The sequence below is a fragment of the Gordonia sp. N1V genome, assembly GCF_029269935.1.
GTDB classification, from domain to species: Bacteria; Actinomycetota; Actinomycetes; order Mycobacteriales; family Mycobacteriaceae; genus Gordonia; species Gordonia polyisoprenivorans.
In genome coordinates this window covers 57,340-79,511 of record NZ_JARJDD010000019.1, presented here as the reverse complement: position 1 = coordinate 79,511, position 22,172 = coordinate 57,340, and the positions used below count along the sequence as shown (strand labels likewise).

The following is a 22,172-nucleotide window of genomic DNA, read 5'->3' as shown; positions in this document are numbered from 1 at the left end:
GGAGGCAGTGATGGGACCGGAATTCAGCGAATCGACCGAGGCGGCGATCCGGACGGCGCGCGAACACTCGATCGGCGCGTTGCTGCATCGCAGTGCCCAGCGCAGCCCCGACAGGATCGCGATCATCGACGGGCATACGGAACTGACGTTCGCCGAGTTCGATGCCGCGGTGAACCGGTGCGCCAACACCCTGGCCGCGCAAGGTCTACAGCGCGGAGACCGGTTGGCGCTGATCAGTCACAACTGCTGGCAGTTCGGCGTTCTCAACTTCGCGACCGCCCGCCTCGGGGTGATCCTGGTGCCCATCAACTTCGGGCTCGGCGCCGAGGAGATCGCGTTCATCCTGACCCACAGCGGGGCACGCGGCGTCGTCGTCGAGGACGCTCTCGGGCCGACGGTCATCGCGGCGATCGACCTCGCCGCCGCCGCGGTCGACATCCGCGGTTGGATCGCCCTGTCCGGTGCCGCGCCGGCACCCGCCTGGGAGGACGCGACGGCGTGGATGACCACCGGCGACGCGACTGCTCCGGGCGTCGTCGTCGGCGACGACGAGCCGGTGCGGATGATGTACACCTCCGGCACCGAGTCCCGCCCCAAGGGGGTGCTGCTCTCCAGTAAATCGCTGATCACGCAGTATGTTTCGTGCATCATCGACGGTGGCATGTCGGGTGAGGACGTCGAGATCCACTCGCTGCCGATGTATCACTGCGCGCAACTCGACTGCTTCTTCTCCACCGACATCTACCTCGGGGCGACCAGTATCATTTTGCCCGCGCCCGATCCGGCGACGATCCTGGCGACCATCGAGTCCGCGCGTGTCACCAAACTGTTCTGCCCGCCGACGGTATGGATCTCGCTGCTGCGTCACCCCGACTTCGACACGCGCGACCTGTCGTCGTTGCGCAAGGGGTACTACGGCGCCTCACCGATGCCGGTGGAGATCCTGCGCGAGTTGTCGCGCCGATTGCCCGAGGTGTTGTTGTGGAACTTCTACGGCCAGACCGAGATGTCGCCGCTGGCAACCATTCTGCAGCCGCATGAGCAGATCGACCGCGCCGGGTCGGCCGGACGGGCATCGTTGAACGTCGAGACCAAGGTCGTCGACGACGACGACAATCCGGTACCGGTGGGGGAGGTCGGCGAGATCGTGCACCGCAGTCCCCATGCGGCGCTGGGCTATTACCAGGACCAGGAGAAGACTGCAGCGGCATTCCGCAACGGATGGTTCCACTCCGGCGACCTCGGCATCATCGACGCCGACGGCTACCTCTCGGTGGTCGACCGCAAGAAGGACATGATCAAGACCGGTGGGGAGAACGTCGCCTCACGTGAGGTCGAGGAAGCCATCTATCTGCTCGACGGGGTGGCCGAGGTCGCGGTCTTCGGTGTGCCACACCCGAAGTGGATCGAGGCGGTCACCGCCGTCGTCGTCCCCAAGGACGGCGCGACCCTCACCGAGGAGGGCGTCGCGGCCCACCTCGAGCCGATCCTCGCCGGATACAAGCGGCCGAAATACATCGTGTTCGCCGATGCCCTGCCGAAGAATCCGAGCGGCAAGATCCTCAAGAAGGATCTGCGCGTCGAGCACAACGCGATCGCGGGGTAGCGGGGCCGTCAGTACAGGTAGTCCTCACCACTCGCGCGCACGGTGACGTCGGAAAGGCTGATGCCCCAGGGTTGGTCGATCACATGGACGACGGCGTCGGCGAGTTCGTCGGGTGTGATCAGCCAGTACTCGGCGGAGTCGGGGTCGGTGAGTTCGTCGGGCAGCGTGCCCGCGACCATCTGCTTGGTGTGCTCGGCGTACTGTGCCGCGCGTTGCCCGACCATCCCGAAGATGGCTGCGCCGTTGACGATCCAGCTGGCCAGGTTGGTGCCGGCGACGCCGGTGGGGCGCACCGTGGTGACCTTGATCCTGCCCTTGGTCTCGATGCGCAGCGAATCCGACAGCGCGTTGACCGCTGCCTTGGTCGCGCTGTACACCCCGGATCCGGCGACGCCTGCGTTGCCGTAGATCGACGAGATGTTCACCACGTGGCCGCGGCCCTGCTCGATCATCTGGTCGTAGACCGCCGAGATGCCGTTGAGCACGCCCTTGATGTTGATGTCGATGGCCCGATGCCAACGGTCGGCTGCCCGCTTGTGGTCGGCGAAGAACGCCAGTGGCATCACGCCGGCGTTGTTGACGATGACGTCGATCGCCCCGAACTCGGCGACGGTTTGTGTTGCCACATACCGCATCTGGGCGAGATCGGTCACGTCCGCGCCTATCGCCAATGCCTGCCCGCCGGTGGTGCGGATGCCGTCGACGACGGCTCCGAGGCCGGCCTCGTTGACGTCCACCCCCACGACGCGCGCGCCGCCGGCCGCACACTTCTCGGCGATGAGCGCGCCGAAGCCGCTTGCGGCACCGGTGATGATGATGACCTTGTCGGTGAGATGTCCGGACACGCGAGCCCCCTCTGGCGTCGACCGAGTTGCCGCCGATGCGGCAAATCGGTTCGGATGCTACACCGGCACCGCGCCTGGGCGTTTCGGGCCCTCGGCGGTTCGGCACTCGGTGCAACCGGCCGCCCGTATCGCCGGACCCGTGCCGCCGGAGAGGCCGTCAGTGCCCGGTGGTGAATCGCTTGCGGACGTGCGCGCGCTTCTCGATCTCGTCGACGAAGGCGAGTGCGTAGTCAGTACCCGAGATCTCCGAGCTGCCGTCGTCCTTGGTCACCAGGAGATCGTCGTCGGTGCGATAGGTGCCGGTGGTCTCACCGGGTGCCCAGGACCCGAACAGGGCGGCCGGGGAGACATAGAACCAGTCGAGCTCTTCGGGGCCTGCGCGTAGTGCGTCGAGTACATCCGCGTGGGCCAGCGCCTCGGGCTTCCATTCGTCGTTGAAGTCGGGGGTGTCGACCAGCCGTGGACCGCCCTCGGCCACCAACGAACTACCCGCTCCTCCGACCACACCGACGCGTGTGTTGTGCGCGAGCGCCGCCGCGGTCACCGAAGGAATCAGATCGACGAGAGCCTTCCCATCCACATCGGCACCGTGTACCGCGATCGCCACGACGTCGGCGGTCTCGGCGACACGATTCACCAAGTCGGCGTCGGCGAGCGATCCGACGTCGTAGGTCACGCCGTCGACGGGGTCTGCGGGTGCGCCGGAGCGGCTGTACGAGGTGACCTGATGGCCGCGGCGAACGGCCTCTGCGGCGATGTGACCACCGGCGTACCCGGTGCCTCCGAAAATGGCGACGTGAGAACTCATACCGGATGTAACCGGACCGTGGTCCGCAGTTATTCCGCGGGTCTGCGGGATTTTCTCGGCTCGGTCCGTCGTCCGGTCGACATGGCTGGGCGGGTCGGGCTCCGCACCCTACGCTGACCGTCGTGACCTATGACGATGCCGAGTGGCACACGGATTCGGTGATCGACCTCGGCCTCGATGAGTCCGCGGCCGCAATCCACATCGCGGCCTTCATGGGCTGGGCGTGCAGACGCGGGTTGGTGCCCGCCGACGACCATGCCGACGCGATCGCCGACGCCACCGCTGAAACCGACCGTCCCTCCGGGTTCGTGGCGACACACTTCGTCTCGCAGATCAACGTCAGCAACCTCACTCCGCGCGGAAATCTCTTCGCCGAGCAGTGCTACGACGCGTATCTCCGGGCGTTACCCCGCACGGAGTTGATGGCCCGGTACGACAACGACTACCGCGTACCCGACACCTGGGACACCGTGGAGGAGATCGTCGCGTTGCTCGACGAGTTGTACGCGGAATGGGAGTCACACGGCGGCAGACTCGCCGAGCGTTGACAGTCTGCTCGTCACGCGGGCCCGCGACATGGGATCCAGAGCGGCGCAATGGGCGAATTCTGTTCTGTCGAGCGCACACTCGATGTTCAGTTCCGCCTCCTGGTCATAGAGGATGTCGACGAGGTGGACGAAGCGACGGGCACTCTGGCGGTCGGTTGTGGCCAGACCGGGCACGCCGCTGACGGTCCACGAACGGTACCGGCGAGCAAGGCGAAGATAGTCGGCGGCACCGAGCGGGCGGCCACAGATCTCCCCGAACGTCACCCCGAGATGGTCGCGAGTCGAGTCCCACACGGAGATGGTTCGTCCGTTGACCGACGTGGACTGCGAGACCCGTTGTGTTGGTGCGCCGTTCACGGTGATCCACAGACCGCCGGCGAAGCCGTGGTCGCGGCGCGCGTTCGGACGGCGAATCGTGCGGTAGTCCGTACCGCCATCGAGTTCTATCGCCACGCAGTGTGTTTCGATGAAGTCGATGGTCGGCAGGAAGGTGGCGTGCAACAGCGGGTGGGGCATCAGATCAGAAGGTCGATGATTGGACGTGATGATCAGGCGGACGCCGCGCTCGATCGCTCGCCGGATCACCGCGTCGACGTAGATCCCGTCGGCGCGGTCGTCGACGGTCAATTCATCGAAACACAGGACCCGGACACCCGACGTGATCGTCGCCAGCGCTCCCTCGACGCCGCGGTCTTTGATCAACGCATCGAGATCACGCCCGAACTCGTGCCAATGCAGCCGCCGTACCCACTTCGGGGGCAGTGCGCCGAGGTAGGTGTCGACAAGCCACGTCTTCCCTCGACCTACCGGCCCGGAGAGATAGAGATGATCACGGCCCGAGAGATGCTGTGCAGCAACGAGTTGGGTTGGATCGAGTCGAAAGCCGGCCCGGGTCGCGGCCTCGACGACAACGTCGTCACCCACCAGCGGCGCGGACTGCTTTCGACCACCGAACATTCCTTAACTCTATCATCGTAGAGTCTGGCTATCATGTGATGTGTGCCCCGTCCCGACCGTCGCCCACGAATCGCCGATGCCGCGCTGGAACTCGCGGCGTCCGGGGGAACACACGCGCTCACGCATCAGGCGATCGATCGTCGGCTCGACTTACCGAAGGGATCGACCTCGTATTACTTCCGCACTCGCGAAGCGCTCTTGCTGGCCGCCGCCGACCGGCTGATCACCATCTCCCGTGAGCGGTTCCGCGGCACGCTCGAACTGTCCGCCGGACAGACCAATCCGGTCGAGGTGATCAGCGACTACGTCACCGGACTCGTCACCGATCGTGTGGCCGAGGTGATCGCGCGCCAGGCGCTGTTGCTCGACGCCGAGCTCGGGGATGACGTCCGCGGGCGCCTGCGCCGCTGCTTCTTCTCCGAGGACGCTGCCGCAGGGCTGATGCAGTCGCTGGGGTCCGCGCAGCCGAAGGCCGCAGCCCGCAGGCTGGTGACCGTCCTGGAGGGAGTCGTCCACAGCCACACGCAGGGTCTTTACTGCGACGAGCCCCAGTCCTCACGGCGCGAGCTCGTCGCCGATCTCGTTGAGCGAACGCTCCTCACACTGCGCTGACCGGTGCAGCGAGTGCGTGTAGACGCTCGTGGGCCTGCGTCATGATGGATTGGATCAACTCCTCGCAGCTGGGCAGATCGTCGATCATTCCGACGACCTGACCCGAGGCGAGGACGCCCGCGCGGGTGTCGCCCTCGACGAGTCCTGCGCGCAACAACATCGGGGTGTTGCCTGCCATGATGATCTGCTGCCAGGTGCGTTCCCCGGAGCGTCGCATGGCGCGGCCGTCGCGCAGCATCGTCGTCCAGCGCATTCCGGTCAGCTGCTTGAACTCGTTGGCGTTACGGGCTGCGGCGACAAGGGCTTTGACGGAGCTACCGCTCTCCAGCGCCTCGACGAGCGGGGTGCGCAGGACCCGATGCGGCATCCCGTCGACCTTCACCGACACCACCGTGTCGCCGAGGCCCCGGGCCAGATACTCCTGCTTGACGGCGTCGGGCACCGCTGAATCCGAGGTCAGCAGGAACCGCGTCCCCATCGCCACCCCCTGCGCGCCATACGCCAGGGCGGCGGCCAGTCCGCGGCCGTCGAAGAATCCGCCGGCCGCCACCACCGGCATGTCGGAACCGTTCTCCGCGAGGGCATCGAGTACCGACGGCAGCAGCAACGTGGTGGCTACCGGTCCGGTGTGTCCGCCGCCCTCGCCACCCTGCACAATCACCGCGTCGGCGCCCCAGGAGGCCACCTTCACCGCGTGCTTGGCCGCGCCGATCGACGGGATCACCACCACACCATGATTTTTGAGCTTGGCGATCAGGTCCTTCTTGGGCGCCAGTGCGAACGAGGCGACTTTGACGCCCTCCCGGATCAGCAGGTCGATCCGCTGCGGTGCGTCGGTGGCGTCGGCGCGGATGTTGACCCCGAAGGGCTTGTCGGTCAACGCTTTCGTCTTGGCGATGGCCGCTTCGAGTTCGTTGTAGGTCATCGTCGCCGACGCGAGGATTCCCAGACCGCCGGCGTTGGCTGTCGCCGACGTCAGCGACGGCCCCGACACCCAGCCCATCCCGGTTTGCACGATCGGGTACTCGACGCCGACGAGGTCGGTGAAGCTCGTCGGCAGGGGCGCGGCGCGCCCAGCACCCGTTGTGTCAGAGCCGGTCCTCTCATCGCCGGTCATCTCACCGCACCTCTTTGGCGCGAACACCCTTGGGATCGAGCACATCCCGGATCAGGCCGAGTTCCTCGTCGGAGGGTTCCCGCGTTGTCGGGGCCTCGGCGAGTCCGTCGATCTCGAAGGAGGTGTTCTCCGCGACCTCCTCGGCACTCACCCCGGGGTGCAGCGACAGTGCCCGCATCGTGTGGTCGGGCCCGCCGAAGTCGAAGACACCGAGATTGGTGACGACGCGCGCGATGTCGACGTCGTCGAAGGCGGGGTTGTCGGGGTCGACCTTGTCGAAGCCGAGTCCGCAAACGATGTCGACGGCGTCGACGAACACGCGTGCCGAATGCCGTGGGACCCAGTAGCTCGTCGGATGGTTGATGGTGTTGCCGGGAGCGCCACGGGCGCCGAACATCTGTCGGGTCGGGTGTTGCAACGGGCCGAACGCCGACAGGTTCTGGTTACCGAAACGATCGATCTGGTTGGCGCCCATCACCACATGGCGCCGGCCCGAGGCCACGACGTCGAACACCTTGGAGAACGGCATCCACCCCTCGATGGCGCCCGTTTTGCCGATGCCCGGTGTGTCGGCGAGGATCAACGCCTCCCCATCGGTGATGAGCAGATCGGGCGCGAAGCTCAGCCGCGCCAAACGGGCCCCGAGTAGCGGGATCGGCGCCATCGGCGACGCCATGATCTCGCCTGCGCCACGGAAGATCTCGGCGCAGGAGACGACGCAGTACTCGGCCCGGGTGACCCCGGTGGTCGCTGTGGTCACTTGCGGTCCTCCTGTTCGGCACGCCAGGCGACAACCTCGCGCTGATAGGTGGGTTCGTCGACGTCGAGGAAGCGCGCGCGGAACGCGGCCCACGTGTCGGCGTCCTTGGCCTGCTCGACGTAGAACCGTTGGAACGCCTCGTCGCGACCGTAGTCCCCCGCGAAAGAAAAGTGCGCCCCATTCGGGGTATGCACCACCCGGTCGACATTCATCCTGTTGAGCAGAAGACGCTGGGTGGGAACGGATTTGACGAGCACCTCGGTGTCGACGAGCTGATCGGTCTCCAGATATCGGCGCGTTGCGGCGGCACAGAACAGGTCGTCCATGTACGGGTCGACACCGGTGTAGGCGGCGTTGCCGCGGGCATCGGCGAGATCGAGGTGGACGAAGGCTGCGTCGAGTCGCAGGGCGGGCATCGCGATGAGCGTCTGCGTGCGGCCGTCGGGGTCGGGATACGGGGACTCGACGGTCTTGAGCTCACCCTCCCAGAATGCCGGCACGTCGGAACCGAGTCCGGCCCGGATCGGCAGGAACGGCAACCGGGCCGCGGCGGCCTGCAGACCGCATTTGACCATGCCCTCGTCCATCTCGCGTGCCTCGATGGCGCCGGTGGTGCGGGCGTGGGCGAACCACGGATCGTAGAACGGGGCGGAGTCCAGGGAGACGAAGCCGTAATAGACGCGTCGGACTTTGCCTGCGGCGCACAGCAATCCGAGATCGGGTCCACCGTAGGTGGCGATGGTCAAATCGGTCACCGCCGAGCGGGCCAACGCCCGGACGAGTGCCATCGGCTTGCGCCGCGACCCCCAGCCGCCGATGCCGATCGTCATCCCGTCGCGCAGCTCGCCGATGACATCGTCGAGAGTGCTCGTCTTGTCGGTGGGTGTTGACGCAGTGGGTGTTGCTGCCATGTCAGGCGTGTCCTCCTGTGTTGAGGGCCTTGCCGGTCGCCACGAACTCGTCGCGGTGTTCGTCGGCGACGCCGGCCAGATTGAGCTCGAAGGTGTATCCCTGCTCGAGGCGGTAGCTGGCCTTCACGTCCACCGGGTCGATGTGGTTGATCGCCGACTTCGCCGCGCGGATCACCCGGGTGTCCTTGGCGGCGATCTTCTCAGCGACATCGAGTGCCGCGGAATCGAGTTCGTCGGCGGCCACCACCCGATGGACCGAGCCGAAGTGCAGGAGTTGTTCGGCGGTGACGTTCTGGGCCGTGTAATAGAGGGTGCGCATCATGTGCTGGGGAACCAGGCGCGCCAGATGTGTTGCGGCGCCCAGTGCCCCGCGATCGACCTCGGGAAGACCGAAGACCGCGCCCTCGGAGGCGACGATCACGTCGGCGTTGCCGACCAGCCCGATTCCGCCACCGACGCAGAAGTTCTTGACCGCGACGACCACCGGGACGGCACAATCGTAGACCGCGCTGAACGCCGCGGTGCAGCCGTGGTTGGCGGCGATCAACGCCCCGAATCCCTCCGTGGCCTGCATCTCCTTGATGTCGACGCCGGCGTTGAAACCGCGGCCCTCCGCCCGCAGGATCACCACGTGTGTGCTGGGGTCGTTGCCCGCTGCGGTGATGGCGTCGGCGAGGTCGAACCACGCCGACGACGGCAGCGCGTTGACCGGCGGGTAGTCGACGGTGACGGTGACGACCCCGCCATCGGTGCGGGTAGTGGTGATCGGCACGCGTGCTCCTCTCGGCGAAGCGCTGAAGAAAACCAACCAAGCAATTGCTTGGTTCTTTGGTAGGGTAGCACCCATGACGACAGGGGCACAGGTGACCGGACGGCCGGGCCGATACGACCTCGGGCTCGCCGGACGGGTCGTGTTGGTGACCGGCGGTGCCCGAGGTGTCGGACTCGGCATCGTTGCCGCCCTCGCCGATTTCGGCGCGACCCCGGTGGCCTGCGCTCGACATTCGAGTGACGAGCTCGAATCAGTTTCCGCTGCAACATTTCTGCCGTGTGATGTGCGGGACGAGGACGCCGTGGCCGCCACCCTCGCGCGAATCGTGGAGACCCACGGGCGGATCGACGGCGTGATCAACAATGCGGGCGGGTCGCCGTTCGCACTGGCGGCCGACGCCTCACCACGCTTCGCGAGCAAGATCGTCGAACTGAATCTGCTTGCCCCGCTGATCGTCGCGCGTGCGGCGCAGGCCGTCATGCGTGGTCAGGAGAGCGGTGGCGCGATCGTCAACATCTCGAGCGTCAGTGGGCACCGCGCCTCCCCGGGTACCTCCGCGTATGGGGCCGCCAAAGCCGGACTCGACAGTCTCACCACCTCACTCGCCGTGGAATGGGCGCCCCGGGTTCGGGTGAACTCCATCGTCGCCGGACCGGTCGAAACCGAGCAGGCCCACCTGCACTACGGCGACGACGCGGGCATCGCCGCGGTCGGCCGGACGATTCCCATGGGTCGCATGGCGCGCCCCGCCGATGTCGGCGCCGCCGCGGCGTTCCTGCTCTCGCCACTGGCCGGCTACATCACCGGCGCCACACTGACCGTCCACGGCGGGGGCGAGCTACCGGCCTTCCTCGCCGCCGCCAACGCAGGCAACGACGTCTGATCTGCCCGGACGCCTGATCTGTACAACTACGCTGTGAACCGAAACATCGGAGAGGACAACAACAGTGGCTGAGAGCGCGTCCAATGCGGGTCGTGTGGTCGTGGTGACCGGTGCGGGTCAGGGAATCGGCCGGGCCCATGCGGTGGCCTTCGCCGCCGACGGCGCCAAGGTGGTCGTCAACGACTTCGTGGCCGAGGCCGCCGACGCGGTGGCCAACGAGATCCGTAATTGTGGCGGGGACGCGATTGCCGCCACCGGAGACGTCGCCGACTGGGACACCGCGGCCGGCATCATCGCCACGGCCGTCGACGAATACGGCGCACTCGACGTCCTGGTCAACAACGCCGGATTCGTGCGTGACCGCATGCTGGTCTCGATGGCCGAGGAGGAGTGGGACGCCGTGGTCCGCGTGCATCTGAAGGGGCACTTCGTGATGCTGCGTCATGCCGCCGCCTACTGGCGGGCGCAGGCCAAGGCCGGCAGCCCGCGCACCGCCCGCGTCGTCAACACCTCGTCCGGGGCGGGCCTGTACGGCTCGGTCGGTCAGGGTAACTACGTCGCCGCCAAAGCCGGTATCGCGGCGTTGACCGTTCAGGCGGCCGCCGAGATGGGCGGTTACGGTGTCACGGTCAATGCGATCGCACCGGCGGCACGCACCGCGATGACCCTCGGTGCCGGCGAGGCGATGGCCGCGCAGATGGCCGCCCCCGACGACGGCTCCTTCGACGTGATGGATCCGGCGAACATCTCGCCGCTGGTGTGCTGGCTCGCCTCGCCGCAGTCGGGTGAGGTCACCGGTCGGGTCTTCGAGGTGGAAGGCGGCAAGATCTCGATCACCGACGGCTGGCAGCGTAGCGTCGAACGCGACAAGGGTGCGCGCTGGGAATCGTCCGAACTCGGCCCGGTGATCGCCGAGATCATCGGTAAGGCGCCGGTGCCGATGCCGGTCTACGGCGCGCGCTGACACCGTTGGGCAGATACCTCTTGGGGGAACCATGACCGACTCCGTGGCGGCGGCCCGTGTCGCGGCGGCACGGGCCTATGTCGACGCACTGGTCAGTCACGACGCGAGCGGGGTCGACCTGCATCCGGATTGCACCCGAGTCGAATTCGGTGTCAAGACCGGGCGCAACGGACCGCATATCGCACGCAGTCTGGAACGCGGACCGCAGTTCCGGCTGATCCACCGTGTCAGTGGATTCGAGGCCACCGTCGACGGGCACAGCGTCACCACCCGCTACCTCGTACACGTCGCACCGAAGATGCTGGGGCTCGCGGCGCCGGTGTCGGAAACCTTCGTCATCGACGAGGACACCCGCATCCGCGCGATCGTCGCCCGATTCGGGCTGCCCCGGCGGGTCGGCTGAGCGCACCGACCCGCACGAGGTCACCACCGTTCAGGCGCCCGGCGCCCGAACCACCATCGGCACACCCGGGAAGTAGGCGGCGATCTCCGAGCGTGACTTGCGCAGGGCGGCGGTGCCGTAACCCTTCTTGCGGTGCTCGGGATGAATCCAGATCCGCACATCGACCTCGCCGGAGGTCAACTCGCCGAAGACGAAGCCCACCTTGGACTCCCCTTCGACGGCGACGAGCCAGACGGCTTCCTCGTCGTCGACGCGCGCGGTCGCCTTGCTCAGTTCCTCGGCCAGATCGCCTGCGGGAGCGCCCGAGCCGTCACCGGCCACGCCGAGTTCGGCGGTACGTGTGGCAAAGAGGTCGGCGTCCTCCTCCGGGGAGAACGGGCGCAGATCGAGGGTGTCACCGCTCGAGGCCGGTCGCTCGGCGAGGGTGAACGTCAGCGCCGAGTTCAGGTCGTCGAGTTCGGCCTGATTCTTGCGGCGCTCGTCCTTGGTGAGCTGATCGAGTTTCATGTCGAGGATCGCCTCGGCCCCGAGCTGGGACTTGTCCAGCAGCTCGGCAATCGCGGCGACCGCCTCGGAGTGGTTGTCGGCCTCGACGATGGTGTCGAGAACCTCGTGGCGCCGCTCGAGGGCGGTCAGAAGTGCGTCGGTGATGTCGCGACGGGAGGTCGCCAGGTCCAGGTCAGTCATGACTCGATCCTAGTGTGGAGTCGCCGCCCATGAGGGCAGACTCGATCTGTAACACGTTCTAGTCCTATTCTCGTCTACGATCGGCGATATCTGTGCACGTCATCGACGAATCTTTGCCACACCCTTCCTCAGTTCTGAAACACGTCCTAGTCTGGTCGTATGACTGAGGACAGCTCTGTGACCGAATACGACCCGTTGCGCAGCGGGGTCCATCTGGGTGATCTCATGGTCGCGGCCCTGCGACGGCATCGCGACCACAAGGTGCTCGAGCTCGGCGACACCGAACTCACCGGTGGCGAGATGGCCGACGCGGTCAGCCGGTACGTGCAGGCCTTCGAGTCGGTGGGGGCGGGATCGGGAACCGCGGTCGGACTCCTGGCGCTCAACCGTCCGGAGGTACTCCTGGTGATCGGTGCCGGGCAGACCCAGGGCTGGCGGCGCACCGCGCTGCATCCGCTCGGCTCGCTCGACGATCACGCCTACGTGCTCTCCGACGCCGGGGTCACCACACTGGTCATCGATCCGGTGCCGATGTTCGTCGAGCGGGCGGTGGCGCTGGTGGACCGCGTCGACAGCCTCAAGCAGGTCCTCACCCTGGGGCCGGTGCCGGAGGAACTGTCCGCGTACGGTCGCGACATCATCGCCGAGGCCGACACGTTCTCGCCCCGCCCGCTGACCGCGGCGGCGCTGCCCGGCGATCACATCGTGTCGATCACCTACACCGGCGGGACCACCGGAAAACCCAAGGGTGTCATCGGAACCGCGTCGGCGATGGCGACGATGACCCAGATCCAGCTCTCGGAGTGGGAATGGCCGGAGCGACCACGGTTCCTGATGTGTACGCCGCTCTCGCACGCCGGTGCGGCGTTCTTCGTGCCGACGTTGATGAAGGGCGGCACGATGATCGTGCTGTCGAAGTTCGACCCCGCACAGGTTCTCGCGACGATCGACGAGAAGAAGATCAGCGCCACCATGCTGGTGCCCTCGATGCTCTATGCGCTCCTCGATCATCCCGACTCGAAAACCCGTGACCTCTCGTCGCTGGAAACCGTGTATTACGGTGCCTCGCCGATCAATCCGGTGCGGCTCGCCGAGGCCATCGAACGTTTCGGTCCGATCTTCGCCCAGTACTACGGGCAGTCCGAGGCCCCCATGGTGATCAGCTACCTCGGCAAGCACGACCACCCGAAACCGGGCGAGGACACCCGCCGACTGTCGAGCTGTGGCCGGCCGTCGGCCTTCCTGCGCACCGCGCTCCTCGGCCCCGACGACGCGCCCGTCGCGCCGGGTGAACCCGGCGAGATCTGTGTGGCCGGACCGCTTCTCGCCGGCGGCTATTGGGGCCTACCCGAGCAGACCGCGGCGACCTTCCGGGACGGTTGGCTGCGGACCGGTGATGTCGCCCGGGAAGACGACGACGGCTTCTGGTACATCGTCGACCGCACCAAGGACATGATCGTCACCGGCGGCTTCAACGTCTTTCCGCGGGAGGTCGAAGACGTTGTCGCCGAACATCCTTCCGTCGCACAGGTCGGCGTGATCGGGGTACCCGACGACAAATGGGGCGAGGCGGTCACCGCGGTCGTCGTGCTGCGTGCCGACGCCGCATCCGACGATGCGGGACGGGCGCGGATCACCGCCGAGATCCAGAGTGCGGTCAAGGAACGCAAGGGTGCGGTGCAGTCACCCAAGCAGGTGATCTTCGCCGACGCGCTGCCGTTGACCGCGCTGGGCAAGCCCGACAAGAAGGCGTTGCGCGCACAGTTCTGGGAGTCGGCCGGACGCGGGGTCGGCTGAGCGGCATCGACCGAAAGCGTTCAGGTGCAATCACAGTCGCAGCAGTCGCAGCAATCCCCGCAGTCGTCGTTGCAGCAGGGGTCGGTGAATTTGTCACTGCAGTGATTCCAGTGGTCGGCGCAGCACGCCCGGCCCGTGCAGCCGGTCCACAGGAACGGGCCGAGGCGATCACGAAATCGTCGGTTCGGTGGGAACGGCGGGGGATAGGGCCAGGAGTCGGGGAAGTCCGGTGGTCGCGTGGCGGGCCACCGGGTCCGCGCATGCATCCGGCGGGCGATCGCGTGCCGTAGACCGTCGAGGAATACTGCCCGCAGCAACCGGTCGTCGTCGAGTCGGAGCCGGGAATATCGCTCGGTGATCCGGTCACGCCGGTCGCGACACTCGGCCAGCGCCGCCGTCACCTCGGTTCCGGTGGCGCGCAATGGATTGTATGCACCATCGAGCGCGTCGGCGTGATAGTCGTCGACGGCGTCGAGCAGGTGGGCGATCGTGCCGAAGTCGTAACCGATGGCCGCGAGGTCGGCGCGGTTGTCCGGCACGCCCGAGGCATCGGCGGTCGCAGCGAACACCTCGGCGCACGCCTGGCCGCTGGGATCGGTGATCTCGCCGAGAGATGTGGCAGTGCACTCGATCTCGGGCTGACGGTGCAGGGTGTGCAGGATGCGCTCGACGTCGAGAACCGGTGCATTCGACGCCGCCGCATGTAACCGTGATCCGATCACCCGGGCGGTTGCCGACCTCATCGGTGAGTGTGGCGCGAGTCCGAGGCGCTGCTCGGCGCGGACATCGTCGGCCTTGGCCGCGGCCAAGGTGAGCGACGCGCCGGCCGCCAGCCGGATACCCGGGTCGGTGGCGGTCACCACCGTGGCCGTCCGCAGGGACCGGAGTGGGCATCGGCCCGCTCGTGTGGTCGTTGCCGCACCGCCGTATTGGGCTTCGGTGAGGATCGAGATCATCACCGCGTCGGTGTTGGTGGTCAGTCGCGCGGCTTGGCCGTGACCGTCGCGCAACGCCAGACACAACCCGCAAAGATGTGCGCGCCACCGGTCGGCGAGTTCGTCTCCCAGACGGTGACGACAAGGTGTGAGGACCCCGAACATGCCGCCATCCAAACATCACGCTCCGGCTCGACGCCATCCGAGTCGCAGCCGTGTCCTTCAGGCGGACGACAACCCTTCGGTGGTCGACAACTCAGGTCGTCGACGCCGCGGCGGTCGTGATGATCTCGCACGCGACGTCGACCGCATGATGCGGGGGAAGGAGTCGCTCGGCGATCCGACGTGCGGCTGCTTGCGCGCCCGGGTCGGTCAGCACCGACAGATCGTCAGCACTCATCCGGCTCAACCGGCTTCCGGTTCCCGCACCGCAGCGGCGTAACGCGGCCGCCCAGATCGGTTGGTCGGCACTGAACCATCCGACGGCTGACGGAATCCCGGCCCGCAGGACCGAACCCGTCGTCCCGGCGCCACCGTGGTGCACCGCGGCGCGGCAATGCGGCAGCAGCGCTTCGTGATCCACCGTTCCGGATACCCGGAACAGACGGGAATCCGTGATCGGAAGGTCCAGATCGGTGTGGGCGATCACTCGCAGACCTCGATCGAGCAGGGTGGTGACCACGAACTCCATCCGGTCCACGGGGGTTCGCATGCTGCCGAAACCGACATAGACCGGCGGCGGTCCCGAGCAGGCGAAACCGATGGCCGCGTCGGTCCGGTCCAGGCCGTCGTTGATCGCCGTCCGGATCTCCTTGTCCGGGCACAGGAATCCGACGAAGGGGCGCTGCGATCCCCACTCGCGCGGCAGGTCGGGGAACAGGACCGGGTCATACACCTGGATTTCGGGGAGTCCGTCCTCGCGCAGACGTCTGCTGAATGGGCGCCGGTCCGGCGGCAACCCCAAACGTGCGCGCAGTCGGCGGTCGGCGCCGCGGGTCGAGCGCCACATGACCCGATCGGCGAGCGTCCATGCCACGCGTGAGACCAACTGCGGCACATCCCGATACACCGGCGAGACCGAGCCCGAGACACGCACCGGGCAGTAGTGCAGGGGAACGAAGGCGATCCCGCGGCTCTCGGCGATGGTCGCGGCCCGGTCCTGGGCGAGCAGGCCGGTGACGAGGACGTCCGACTCGTCGGAGAGCTCGGCAATCACCCGCTCGGACTGCTCCACCCCGTACGCGCTGACCTCGCGCAGCGCCCGGAATCGGGTGCGCGGATTGCGCGACTTGAGGTCGTTGCGGATCAGTGGACTGGCGAGCAGATCCGCGGTCGACGGACAGAGCTCGGTGGTCGGAATCATCGTTCGTGCAAAGGATTCCACCAGATCGGCCGCCACGGCCAATCGCACCGAATGACCACGCCGCACCAACTCGGCGGCCACCGCGGCCGCCGGTTGGACATCGCCGCGGCTGCCGTGCAGCGCGAAGGCGATTCTCATCCGCCCCACTCGCTCGCCTCGAGTTCCCATCGCTTCAACTCGGCGCGCACCAGGGCCGCCAGGGCGGCGTCATCGGCGGCCAGCCGCGGATCGAGGGACGTCACCGCCAGCCCGATCGCACGGGGTCCGACGCCGAACCATCCGCTCACACCGCCACCGAAGTCGGCCGTGCCCGCCGGCCGGCCGGTGAAGGCGCGCACCGCGATCTCGGCATCGAGTCCGCTTCCCAGGCTGCAGAATTCGGGCGACAATTCGCCGAGGTTCGACGCCAGGCACATCGGCGTCGAGCCGTTGGCGGCCAGGCGTCGCACCAGCCCGTCGCCGAGCGCCTGCGCGATCTGCGAGAGGTTCCCCATCGAGGACGCGGCCGTGGTCACGCTGCGGTAGGCCTCCTTGCAGGCCACCCGAATCGCGGTGAGATCGTGATAGCGGTCGTCGGATACCCGGATCCGGGCCGTCGTCCCGGTGGTGGCGTTGGCCCGACGGTCCCCCTCGGGGTGCATCGACACCGGAATCGATACGGGAACAACGTTATCGGGTCCCACGATCCCGGCCTCGGCGAGGAGTCCGACCATGATCGCGACGAACAACGCGTTCGCGCTGCCGTGCGCACGTGCGGCAGCGCGCGCGTAGTCGTCGGCCGGGATGCTCAATAGGATTCCGCAGGGTTCCTCCGCGATGAGTCCCCCCGGTCGCACCGGGCCGGCCGGGGTGGGTTCGCGCCGGGACCCGACCGTGCCGGCGATGAGTCGACCCGTGGCCAGCGCGGCTCGAGCGGCGGTCCGCACACCGTCGATGACGTCGTCGAGTGGACCCACCGGTTCGGTGGTGACGGCGTAATCGTTTCCGCGAACGGCTTCTTCGACCGCGGTCACCATCGACCATCCGTCCGCGACGGCGTGTGCGGCGATCAGCGAGACCAGGGTGGAGCGCCCGTCCGCCGAGTACGCGGCGGTCAGTCGCCACGCCGGTCCGTCGACGCTGTCGACCCCGCGCTCGGCCTGCCGTCGCGCCCATGCCACGGCGTCACCCTCGGCGACGGGCTCGTTCTCGAAGTGGGTCATCCCCGCTGCCGGTGTGTAATGCCAGCGATCACGGACCGGAGGCGGGCGACGTCGTGCGAGGCGGGACAGACGCCCGTACCGTAGCCGAGTCGCCAGGGTGGACAAGACATCCGGATCGAGACGGCCGTCGAATCGCCATGCCCCCTGGTTGATGACACCGAGTCCGAGGGCGTGCTCCATGCGGATGAACAGGTCGTCGTCGGTACCCAGGCGCTCGGTACCCAAACGCTCGGTGGGGCGACGCCGGATGTCCGTGTCGTGGTTGGTCATAGGCGTGTGAGGTAGGCGCGCAAGGTCGCGGGGGCGAAGATCACCAGGATCACGCAACAGCCGAGGAGTGTCCATCCGACGTCCGCGGTGAACTGCCCGTGATTGGCGAGTGCGCGAAATGACGAGATGAGGTGTGAGATCGGGTTGATCTCGGCGATCACCCCGAGCCATCCGGGCATCGTCGAGGTCGGCACAAAGGCGTTGGAGGTGAACGTCATCGGCATGAGGATCAGCATCGAGATGCCCTGGATCGCCGAGACCTTCGACAGCAGCACACCCATGAGGGCGAAGATCCAGCTCAACGAGAACGCGGCGAAGACGACGAGGACCACGCCGAGCAGCACACCGAGGGGGCTCGTGGGTCGATAACCGATCGCCAGACCCACCGCCAGCGAGACCGTGGTCGCGATGAGGTAGCGCGCCGTGTCGGCGATGAGCAGTCCGGCCAAGGGGGCGATCCGAGCGATCGGCATCGACACGATCCGGTCGAAGACGCCGCTGTCGATGTCCTCCCGTAATTGGGTTCCGGTGACGATGGACGTCGTCACCGACACCGAGACCAACACGCCGGGAACCAAGAGCTGCAGGTAATTTCCGACGCCACCGGCGACCGCACCGCCGAAGATGTTGGCGAACATCACGGTGAAGACGATCGGTACGACGACGACGTCGATGAGGCCTTGCGGCGAGTGGCGCATCCGCAGGAAACCTCGCCGTGCCAGGGCGAGGATCTGTCGCAGCGCCTGCGAGAGCGGCACCCGATCGAGTGGGGTGATCGGCCATTCGATGCCGACCGCCGGGTTCTCGGCACCCTCGATGGCGTCGGCGGTCTCGATGGTGCGGGCGCCCAGCACGTCTTCGGTCATGAGGCGTCCTGCCACGAGATCTCGTTGCCCGCTGCATCGTGGGTCGCCGGATCGCCGGTGAGGGCGAAGAACACATCGTCGAGCGTCGGGCGTTGAACCGAGAATTCGACGATACCGACCGACGCGGCCTCCAGATCGGCGACAGCGCGCGCCGCCAGTCCGGGATCGGTGATCGACGCCGACAGTCGTGCCTCGCCGGCCACCTGCGCCACCTCGGTGCCCAGGCTCTGCTGCAAGACCCCGGCCGCGCGGGGCAGTTGTGCGGCGTCGGTGATGATCACGTGCAGCGACTTGGTGCCGATGCGTTCCTTGAGGGTGTCGGCCGTGCCCTCGGCGACGACACGTCCGGAATCCATCACGACGATGGAATCCGACAGCTTGTCGGCCTCGTCGAGATATTGCGTGGTCAGCAGTACCGTAGTGCCGCCCGAGACGAGTTCACGCACGGCTTGCCACACCCGTGCCCGGGTCGCCGGATCGAGGCCGGTGGTGGGCTCGTCGAGAAACAGCAATGGCGGCGCGGTGATCAGGGAACACGCCAGATCCAGGCGACGGCGCATTCCGCCGGAATAGCCGGAGACCGCACGGCGGGCGGCGTGAGAAAGTCCGAATTGTCCGATCAGGTCGTCGGCACGAGAACGCGCTCGGACTTTGCTGAAACCACGCAGCTCGGCGAATAATCGTAGGTTCTCCTCGGCGCTGAGATCCTCGTCCAACGATGCATACTGACCGGTCAATGCGATGAGGGAGCGCACGGCGGTGCCCTGGGTCGCCACGTCGCGGCCGAAGATGCGCGCGCTGCCCCCATCGGGGCGGAGGAGCGTCGAGAGCATGCGGACCGTGGTGGTCTTACCTGCGCCGTTGGTGCCGAGCAGTCCGCACACCGAGCCGGTCGGGACCGACAGGGAGACGTCATCGACCGCGGTGACCCGCCCGAACGTCTTGCGCAGCGACGCGGCCTCGATGGCGGTCGGAGGCAAAACGACCATGCCGGGCTCCTTTCTCGACGCGATTGCGATACGTAGCCTACCGAGATCCGGACGATTCGGCGCCATTCAAAGTCTGCTTTGGTTTACCCGCCACGGGTGATTTCACAGGAATCTCGCAGAAAACGCCACATGGTTCGACAACGTAATCCATTGATCCGGAGAAAGAAATTGTGACGAATACCGCGAGTTCGGGTTATCTTGAGCGTGCTGGCGGTCTATCTGAGCCACATTTCTCGGTTGTTCACTGTTCGCGAGGTGCTGATTTGTCGGGTGATTCTGGTCGCCGTTCGCGGTGGCGTTTCCGCGTTTCCGCGGGTCTTCTGGTCGTCGCTGCCGCGGTGATGACCGGGGTCGTCGGTGAGCCGGGGGCCGCATACGCGACGCCGCAGAAGGCGTCCATCGTACGGACGGCGTCGGAGGGGACCGACCTCACCGCCCTCTATGTGTACTCCCCGGCGATGCGCAAGACGATCAAGGTGCAGGTGCTCACCCCGGCACACGCCGACCGGACTCGTCCGTCGCTGTACCTGCTCAGCGGACTCGGTGAAGAAGACCCGCAGAACAGCATGTGGTTGCGCAAGACCGATGCCAGGCGCTTCTACGCCGACAAGAACGTCAACGTCGTGATGCCGCTGGCGGGCAACGGCAGCCTGTACACCGACTGGGAACGTGATGATCCCAAACTCGGCCGCTACCAATGGGAAACATTCCTGATCGACGAGCTGCCGCCGCTGATCGATGCCACGTTCAACGGTAACGGCAAGCGGGCGATCGCAGGCATCTCGATGGGTGCGGGTGCCGGGTTGGTGCTCGCCGCACGCCATCCGGGTTTCTATCGGGCGGTCGCCTCCTACAGTGGCTGCTACACCACCACCGGCCTGGCCGGACAGACGTATCCGCGGGGAATCGTCACCGCATTCGGCGGCAACCCCGACAACATGTGGGGCCCTCCCAACGATCCCCAATGGGCCGCGCACGACGTGGTGTCGCTGGCCGGCAATCTGCGCGGCACGACGGTGTATGTCTCCAGTGGAACCGGGATGCCCGGCAAGTACGACGAGCCGGGGTACCCGGGAAACAGTGACCCGGCGAATCGCCAGGTCGTCGGGGGTGGAATCGAATTCGGTACCTACCTGTGTACACGGGAATTGCAGTCCCGACTCGTCGCCTCCGGCATTCCCGCGACGATTCGATACGTCGATCCGGGAACGCACTCCTGGCCGTACTGGCGCGACCAGCAGACGCAGAGTTGGCCCACCATTGCCCGCGGCTTGAACAGTTGATGCGCTTTCAACAATTGCTCCGTCCCGTTCACACGATCATTACCGGAGGTTTCGATGGAATACACAGAGCTCGCCGACTATCGGATTCCCGGCGGTCGGGTGACCGCGTGGGAGCCGACCGCCGACCCCGCCGCCTGGCAGCCCGATCCGCGGCGGCTGTCCTACATGCACCTCGAGCACGCGCGCCGCGCCCAGACGATGGGTGCCGACTGGTACAGCGAATGGATCGGCACGGCGTTCATGATCGACCGTCCCCTCGATCGAGAGGCACTCGCGGCCGCCATCGAGGAGTGGTACCGCAGGCATGAGGCGTTCCGGTCGTCGGTGCGCACCGATGCCGGTACCGGCCCCGAGGACGATCTGACCCGGATCACCACCGCAGCCCAGGCGATCTCGGTCCGCACGAGCGCACTCGGCGACGCGATGAGCGCCGACGAAGCCCAGGCCTGCGTGCAGGAGTACTTCAACAGCACCGTGTCACCGCTCCGGTGGCCCCACTGCGTTGCGGTCACCGTCGAACCGGACGGCGACGACAATCGTTTCTTGCTGGTCTTCGCCGCCGACCACACCGTGATGGATGCCTACACACAGGTTTTCGCGATCCGCGAGCTCACCACCCTGTACGAGGCCGCACTGGACACAACGCCGCACAATCTGCTGGATTACGGCAGCTACCTCGATTTCGCCGACGCCGAACGCGATCTCGGCGAGCAGATCGACGCCAACAACATCGCCGTCACCCTGTGGCGCGAGTTCTTCGAGACCCCGACATCGGTCGCGCAGCCGGGGCCGATGCCGACCTTCCCTCGTTTCGAGGTTCCCGACGGCCATTCTCCGACGATCACCTGCCCTCGCATCCCCGACGACGGATACCAGTCGAGCCTGTCGACATATCTCCTCGATCCCGCCCAGACCAAGGCGTTCGACACGGTGTGCAAAGCCGCGGGCACCTCGATGGCCGTCGGTGTGTACACGGCGCTGACGATGGCCGGTGCCGCCTGCAGCGGGGCCGACGATCTGCGGTTCATCAGCCCCGTCCACACCCGCACCGGCCCCGAGTGGGGCGAGGCGGTGGGATGGTTCGTCGGTGTGATCCCGATGCACGCCCGATTGGGCGGTGCCACCACATTCCGTGAGGCACTGCCTTCCGTGGCGGCGAGTGTCGGACGGTACCGCGATGCCGGCAGCGCTCCGTTCGCCCCGATTGCCGACCTGATCGGCGGCGACGTGACCCCGCCGGGATTCGTCATCTCCTACATCGACCTGCGACGTGCCGAGGGCGCCGACCAGTGGGACGCGCGCAATGCCCGCGTCCTGCGCAGCGCCACCGCCGACGCCGACGAGGTGTACTTCTGGATCAACCGAATCCCGGACGGCCTCAACGTCTCCGCCCGGTTCACCGCCGGTCCGCAGGGCGCTGCGGTCGAGGCGTTCCTCTCGACGTTCCACGCCATACTGCGCTCGGTGATCGCCGACGGCGACTGCCCGGTCGTCCTCGCCGATACCTCCGCACTGACCGGCCGGCGCCGGTGACGGTGCGGTTCTCACCACCCGGTGAGCTCGGACCGCTTCTGCGCGAGGCGTTTCCGGGTGG

Annotated in this window: 22 protein-coding genes; 9 read left to right on the top strand and 13 right to left on the bottom strand. The window is 66.9% G+C overall.

Translation table 11 applies throughout. From position 1 onward, the window contains the following. Positions 1–10 precede the first annotated feature (10 nt). A complete protein-coding gene (locus P3L18_RS21330; RefSeq protein WP_276115167.1) occupies positions 11–1,606 on the top strand; it encodes an acyl-CoA synthetase in 1,596 nt (531 codons plus the stop codon). Positions 1,607–1,614: 8 nt separating this feature from the next. Here the strand turns inward: P3L18_RS21330 and P3L18_RS21325 are convergent, their stop codons facing one another. After that, positions 1,615–2,451 carry an SDR family oxidoreductase gene (locus P3L18_RS21325; RefSeq protein ID WP_276115166.1) on the bottom strand — a complete coding sequence of 279 codons (837 nt, stop codon included), beginning with the start codon at positions 2,449–2,451 and terminating at the stop codon, positions 1,615–1,617. 157 nt (positions 2,452–2,608) lie between these two features. Next, the gene (locus P3L18_RS21320; RefSeq protein ID WP_276115165.1) at positions 2,609–3,259 is read right to left on the bottom strand and encodes an NAD(P)H-binding protein; all 651 of its coding nucleotides are present in this window, start codon (positions 3,257–3,259) and stop codon (positions 2,609–2,611) included. Between the two features lie 122 nt (positions 3,260–3,381). Between P3L18_RS21320 and P3L18_RS21315 the strand changes: the two genes are divergently transcribed. Next, positions 3,382–3,807, top strand: coding sequence for a hypothetical protein (locus tag P3L18_RS21315; RefSeq protein WP_276115164.1), 426 nt, complete (start codon positions 3,382–3,384; stop codon positions 3,805–3,807). Here P3L18_RS21315 and zapE read toward each other — a convergent pair. Beyond that, positions 3,778–4,764: a cell division protein ZapE gene (zapE, locus tag P3L18_RS21310; protein WP_276115163.1), complete on the bottom strand. Its 987-nt coding sequence runs from the start codon at positions 4,762–4,764 to the stop codon at positions 3,778–3,780. The two genes, P3L18_RS21315 and zapE, sit on opposite strands and share 30 nt — an antisense overlap. Before the next feature lie 42 nt (positions 4,765–4,806). On the opposite strand from zapE, the gene P3L18_RS21305 reads away from it, so the two are divergent. Beyond that, positions 4,807–5,376, top strand: coding sequence for a TetR family transcriptional regulator (locus P3L18_RS21305; RefSeq protein WP_276115162.1), 570 nt, complete (start codon positions 4,807–4,809; stop codon positions 5,374–5,376). Here the strand turns inward: P3L18_RS21305 and P3L18_RS21300 are convergent. From P3L18_RS21300 to echA20, 4 genes are read right to left on the bottom strand one after another with little or no spacing between them, the layout of a single operon-like run. Further along, the gene (locus P3L18_RS21300) at positions 5,363–6,493 is read right to left on the bottom strand and encodes a nitronate monooxygenase (protein WP_276115161.1); all 1,131 of its coding nucleotides are present in this window, start codon (positions 6,491–6,493) and stop codon (positions 5,363–5,365) included. The two genes, P3L18_RS21305 and P3L18_RS21300, sit on opposite strands and share 14 nt — an antisense overlap. A gap of 1 nt (position 6,494) precedes the next feature. Beyond that, positions 6,495–7,253: a hypothetical protein gene (locus P3L18_RS21295; protein WP_006371954.1), complete on the bottom strand. Its 759-nt coding sequence runs from the start codon at positions 7,251–7,253 to the stop codon at positions 6,495–6,497. Further along, on the bottom strand, positions 7,250–8,164 hold the full coding sequence (locus P3L18_RS21290) for a CoA-transferase (protein WP_276115160.1): 915 nt from the start codon (positions 8,162–8,164) through the stop codon (positions 7,250–7,252). The genes P3L18_RS21295 and P3L18_RS21290 overlap by 4 nt, the downstream gene beginning before the upstream one ends. A gap of 1 nt (position 8,165) precedes the next feature. Then, on the bottom strand, positions 8,166–8,936 hold the full coding sequence (gene echA20 / locus P3L18_RS21285) for a (7aS)-7a-methyl-1,5-dioxo-2,3,5,6,7,7a-hexahydro-1H-indene-carboxyl-CoA hydrolase (protein WP_014361529.1): 771 nt from the start codon (positions 8,934–8,936) through the stop codon (positions 8,166–8,168). A gap of 73 nt (positions 8,937–9,009) precedes the next feature. Here echA20 and P3L18_RS21280 point away from each other — a divergent pair, with 73 nt between their 5' ends. The 3 genes from P3L18_RS21280 to P3L18_RS21270 all read left to right on the top strand — a co-directional run bounded on the left by P3L18_RS21280 (position 9,010) and on the right by P3L18_RS21270 (position 11,186). Beyond that, entirely contained in the window at positions 9,010–9,819 is an 810-nt protein-coding gene (locus tag P3L18_RS21280) for an SDR family oxidoreductase (RefSeq protein WP_196813399.1), read from the top strand. Between the two features lie 64 nt (positions 9,820–9,883). Then, positions 9,884–10,783 carry an SDR family oxidoreductase gene (locus tag P3L18_RS21275; protein ID WP_276115159.1) on the top strand — a complete coding sequence of 300 codons (900 nt, stop codon included), beginning with the start codon at positions 9,884–9,886 and terminating at the stop codon, positions 10,781–10,783. Between the two features lie 31 nt (positions 10,784–10,814). Continuing rightward, on the top strand, positions 10,815–11,186 hold the full coding sequence (locus P3L18_RS21270) for a hypothetical protein (RefSeq protein WP_006371959.1): 372 nt from the start codon (positions 10,815–10,817) through the stop codon (positions 11,184–11,186). 30 nt (positions 11,187–11,216) lie between these two features. Here P3L18_RS21270 and P3L18_RS21265 read toward each other — a convergent pair whose 3' ends face one another. Beyond that, on the bottom strand, positions 11,217–11,873 hold the full coding sequence (locus P3L18_RS21265) for a GNAT family N-acetyltransferase (RefSeq protein ID WP_006371960.1): 657 nt from the start codon (positions 11,871–11,873) through the stop codon (positions 11,217–11,219). A gap of 159 nt (positions 11,874–12,032) precedes the next feature. Between P3L18_RS21265 and fadD8 the strand changes: the two genes are divergently transcribed. Further along, positions 12,033–13,670: a fatty-acid--CoA ligase FadD8 gene (fadD8, locus tag P3L18_RS21260; protein WP_276115158.1), complete on the top strand. Its 1,638-nt coding sequence runs from the start codon at positions 12,033–12,035 to the stop codon at positions 13,668–13,670. 20 nt (positions 13,671–13,690) lie between these two features. On the opposite strand, the gene P3L18_RS21255 is transcribed toward fadD8, so the two are convergent. From P3L18_RS21255 to P3L18_RS21235, 5 genes are all read right to left on the bottom strand, one after another. Beyond that, complete coding sequence (locus P3L18_RS21255) at positions 13,691–14,770, bottom strand: DUF5685 family protein (RefSeq protein WP_265077025.1); 1,080 nt, start codon at positions 14,768–14,770, stop codon at positions 13,691–13,693. A 91-nt stretch (positions 14,771–14,861) separates the two neighbouring features. After that, positions 14,862–16,106: a nucleotide disphospho-sugar-binding domain-containing protein gene (locus P3L18_RS21250; RefSeq protein ID WP_276115157.1), complete on the bottom strand. Its 1,245-nt coding sequence runs from the start codon at positions 16,104–16,106 to the stop codon at positions 14,862–14,864. Then, positions 16,103–17,440: a hypothetical protein gene (locus P3L18_RS21245; RefSeq protein ID WP_079930820.1), complete on the bottom strand. Its 1,338-nt coding sequence runs from the start codon at positions 17,438–17,440 to the stop codon at positions 16,103–16,105. The genes P3L18_RS21250 and P3L18_RS21245 overlap by 4 nt, the downstream gene beginning before the upstream one ends. After that, positions 17,437–18,306: an ABC transporter permease gene (locus tag P3L18_RS21240; protein ID WP_006371965.1), complete on the bottom strand. Its 870-nt coding sequence runs from the start codon at positions 18,304–18,306 to the stop codon at positions 17,437–17,439. Before P3L18_RS21240 ends, P3L18_RS21245 begins: the two co-directional genes overlap by 4 nt. Then, the gene (locus P3L18_RS21235; RefSeq protein WP_079930818.1) at positions 18,303–19,295 is read right to left on the bottom strand and encodes an ATP-binding cassette domain-containing protein; all 993 of its coding nucleotides are present in this window, start codon (positions 19,293–19,295) and stop codon (positions 18,303–18,305) included. Before P3L18_RS21235 ends, P3L18_RS21240 begins: the two co-directional genes overlap by 4 nt. 263 nt (positions 19,296–19,558) lie before the next feature. Between P3L18_RS21235 and P3L18_RS21230 the strand changes: the two genes are divergently transcribed. Both P3L18_RS21230 and P3L18_RS21225 read left to right on the top strand, forming a co-directional pair. After that, positions 19,559–20,578 carry an alpha/beta hydrolase family protein gene (locus P3L18_RS21230; protein ID WP_014361522.1) on the top strand — a complete coding sequence of 340 codons (1,020 nt, stop codon included), beginning with the start codon at positions 19,559–19,561 and terminating at the stop codon, positions 20,576–20,578. 54 nt (positions 20,579–20,632) lie between these two features. Further along, complete coding sequence (locus tag P3L18_RS21225; RefSeq protein WP_276115156.1) at positions 20,633–22,111, top strand: condensation domain-containing protein; 1,479 nt, start codon at positions 20,633–20,635, stop codon at positions 22,109–22,111. The last annotated feature ends 61 nt before the right edge of the window (positions 22,112–22,172 follow it).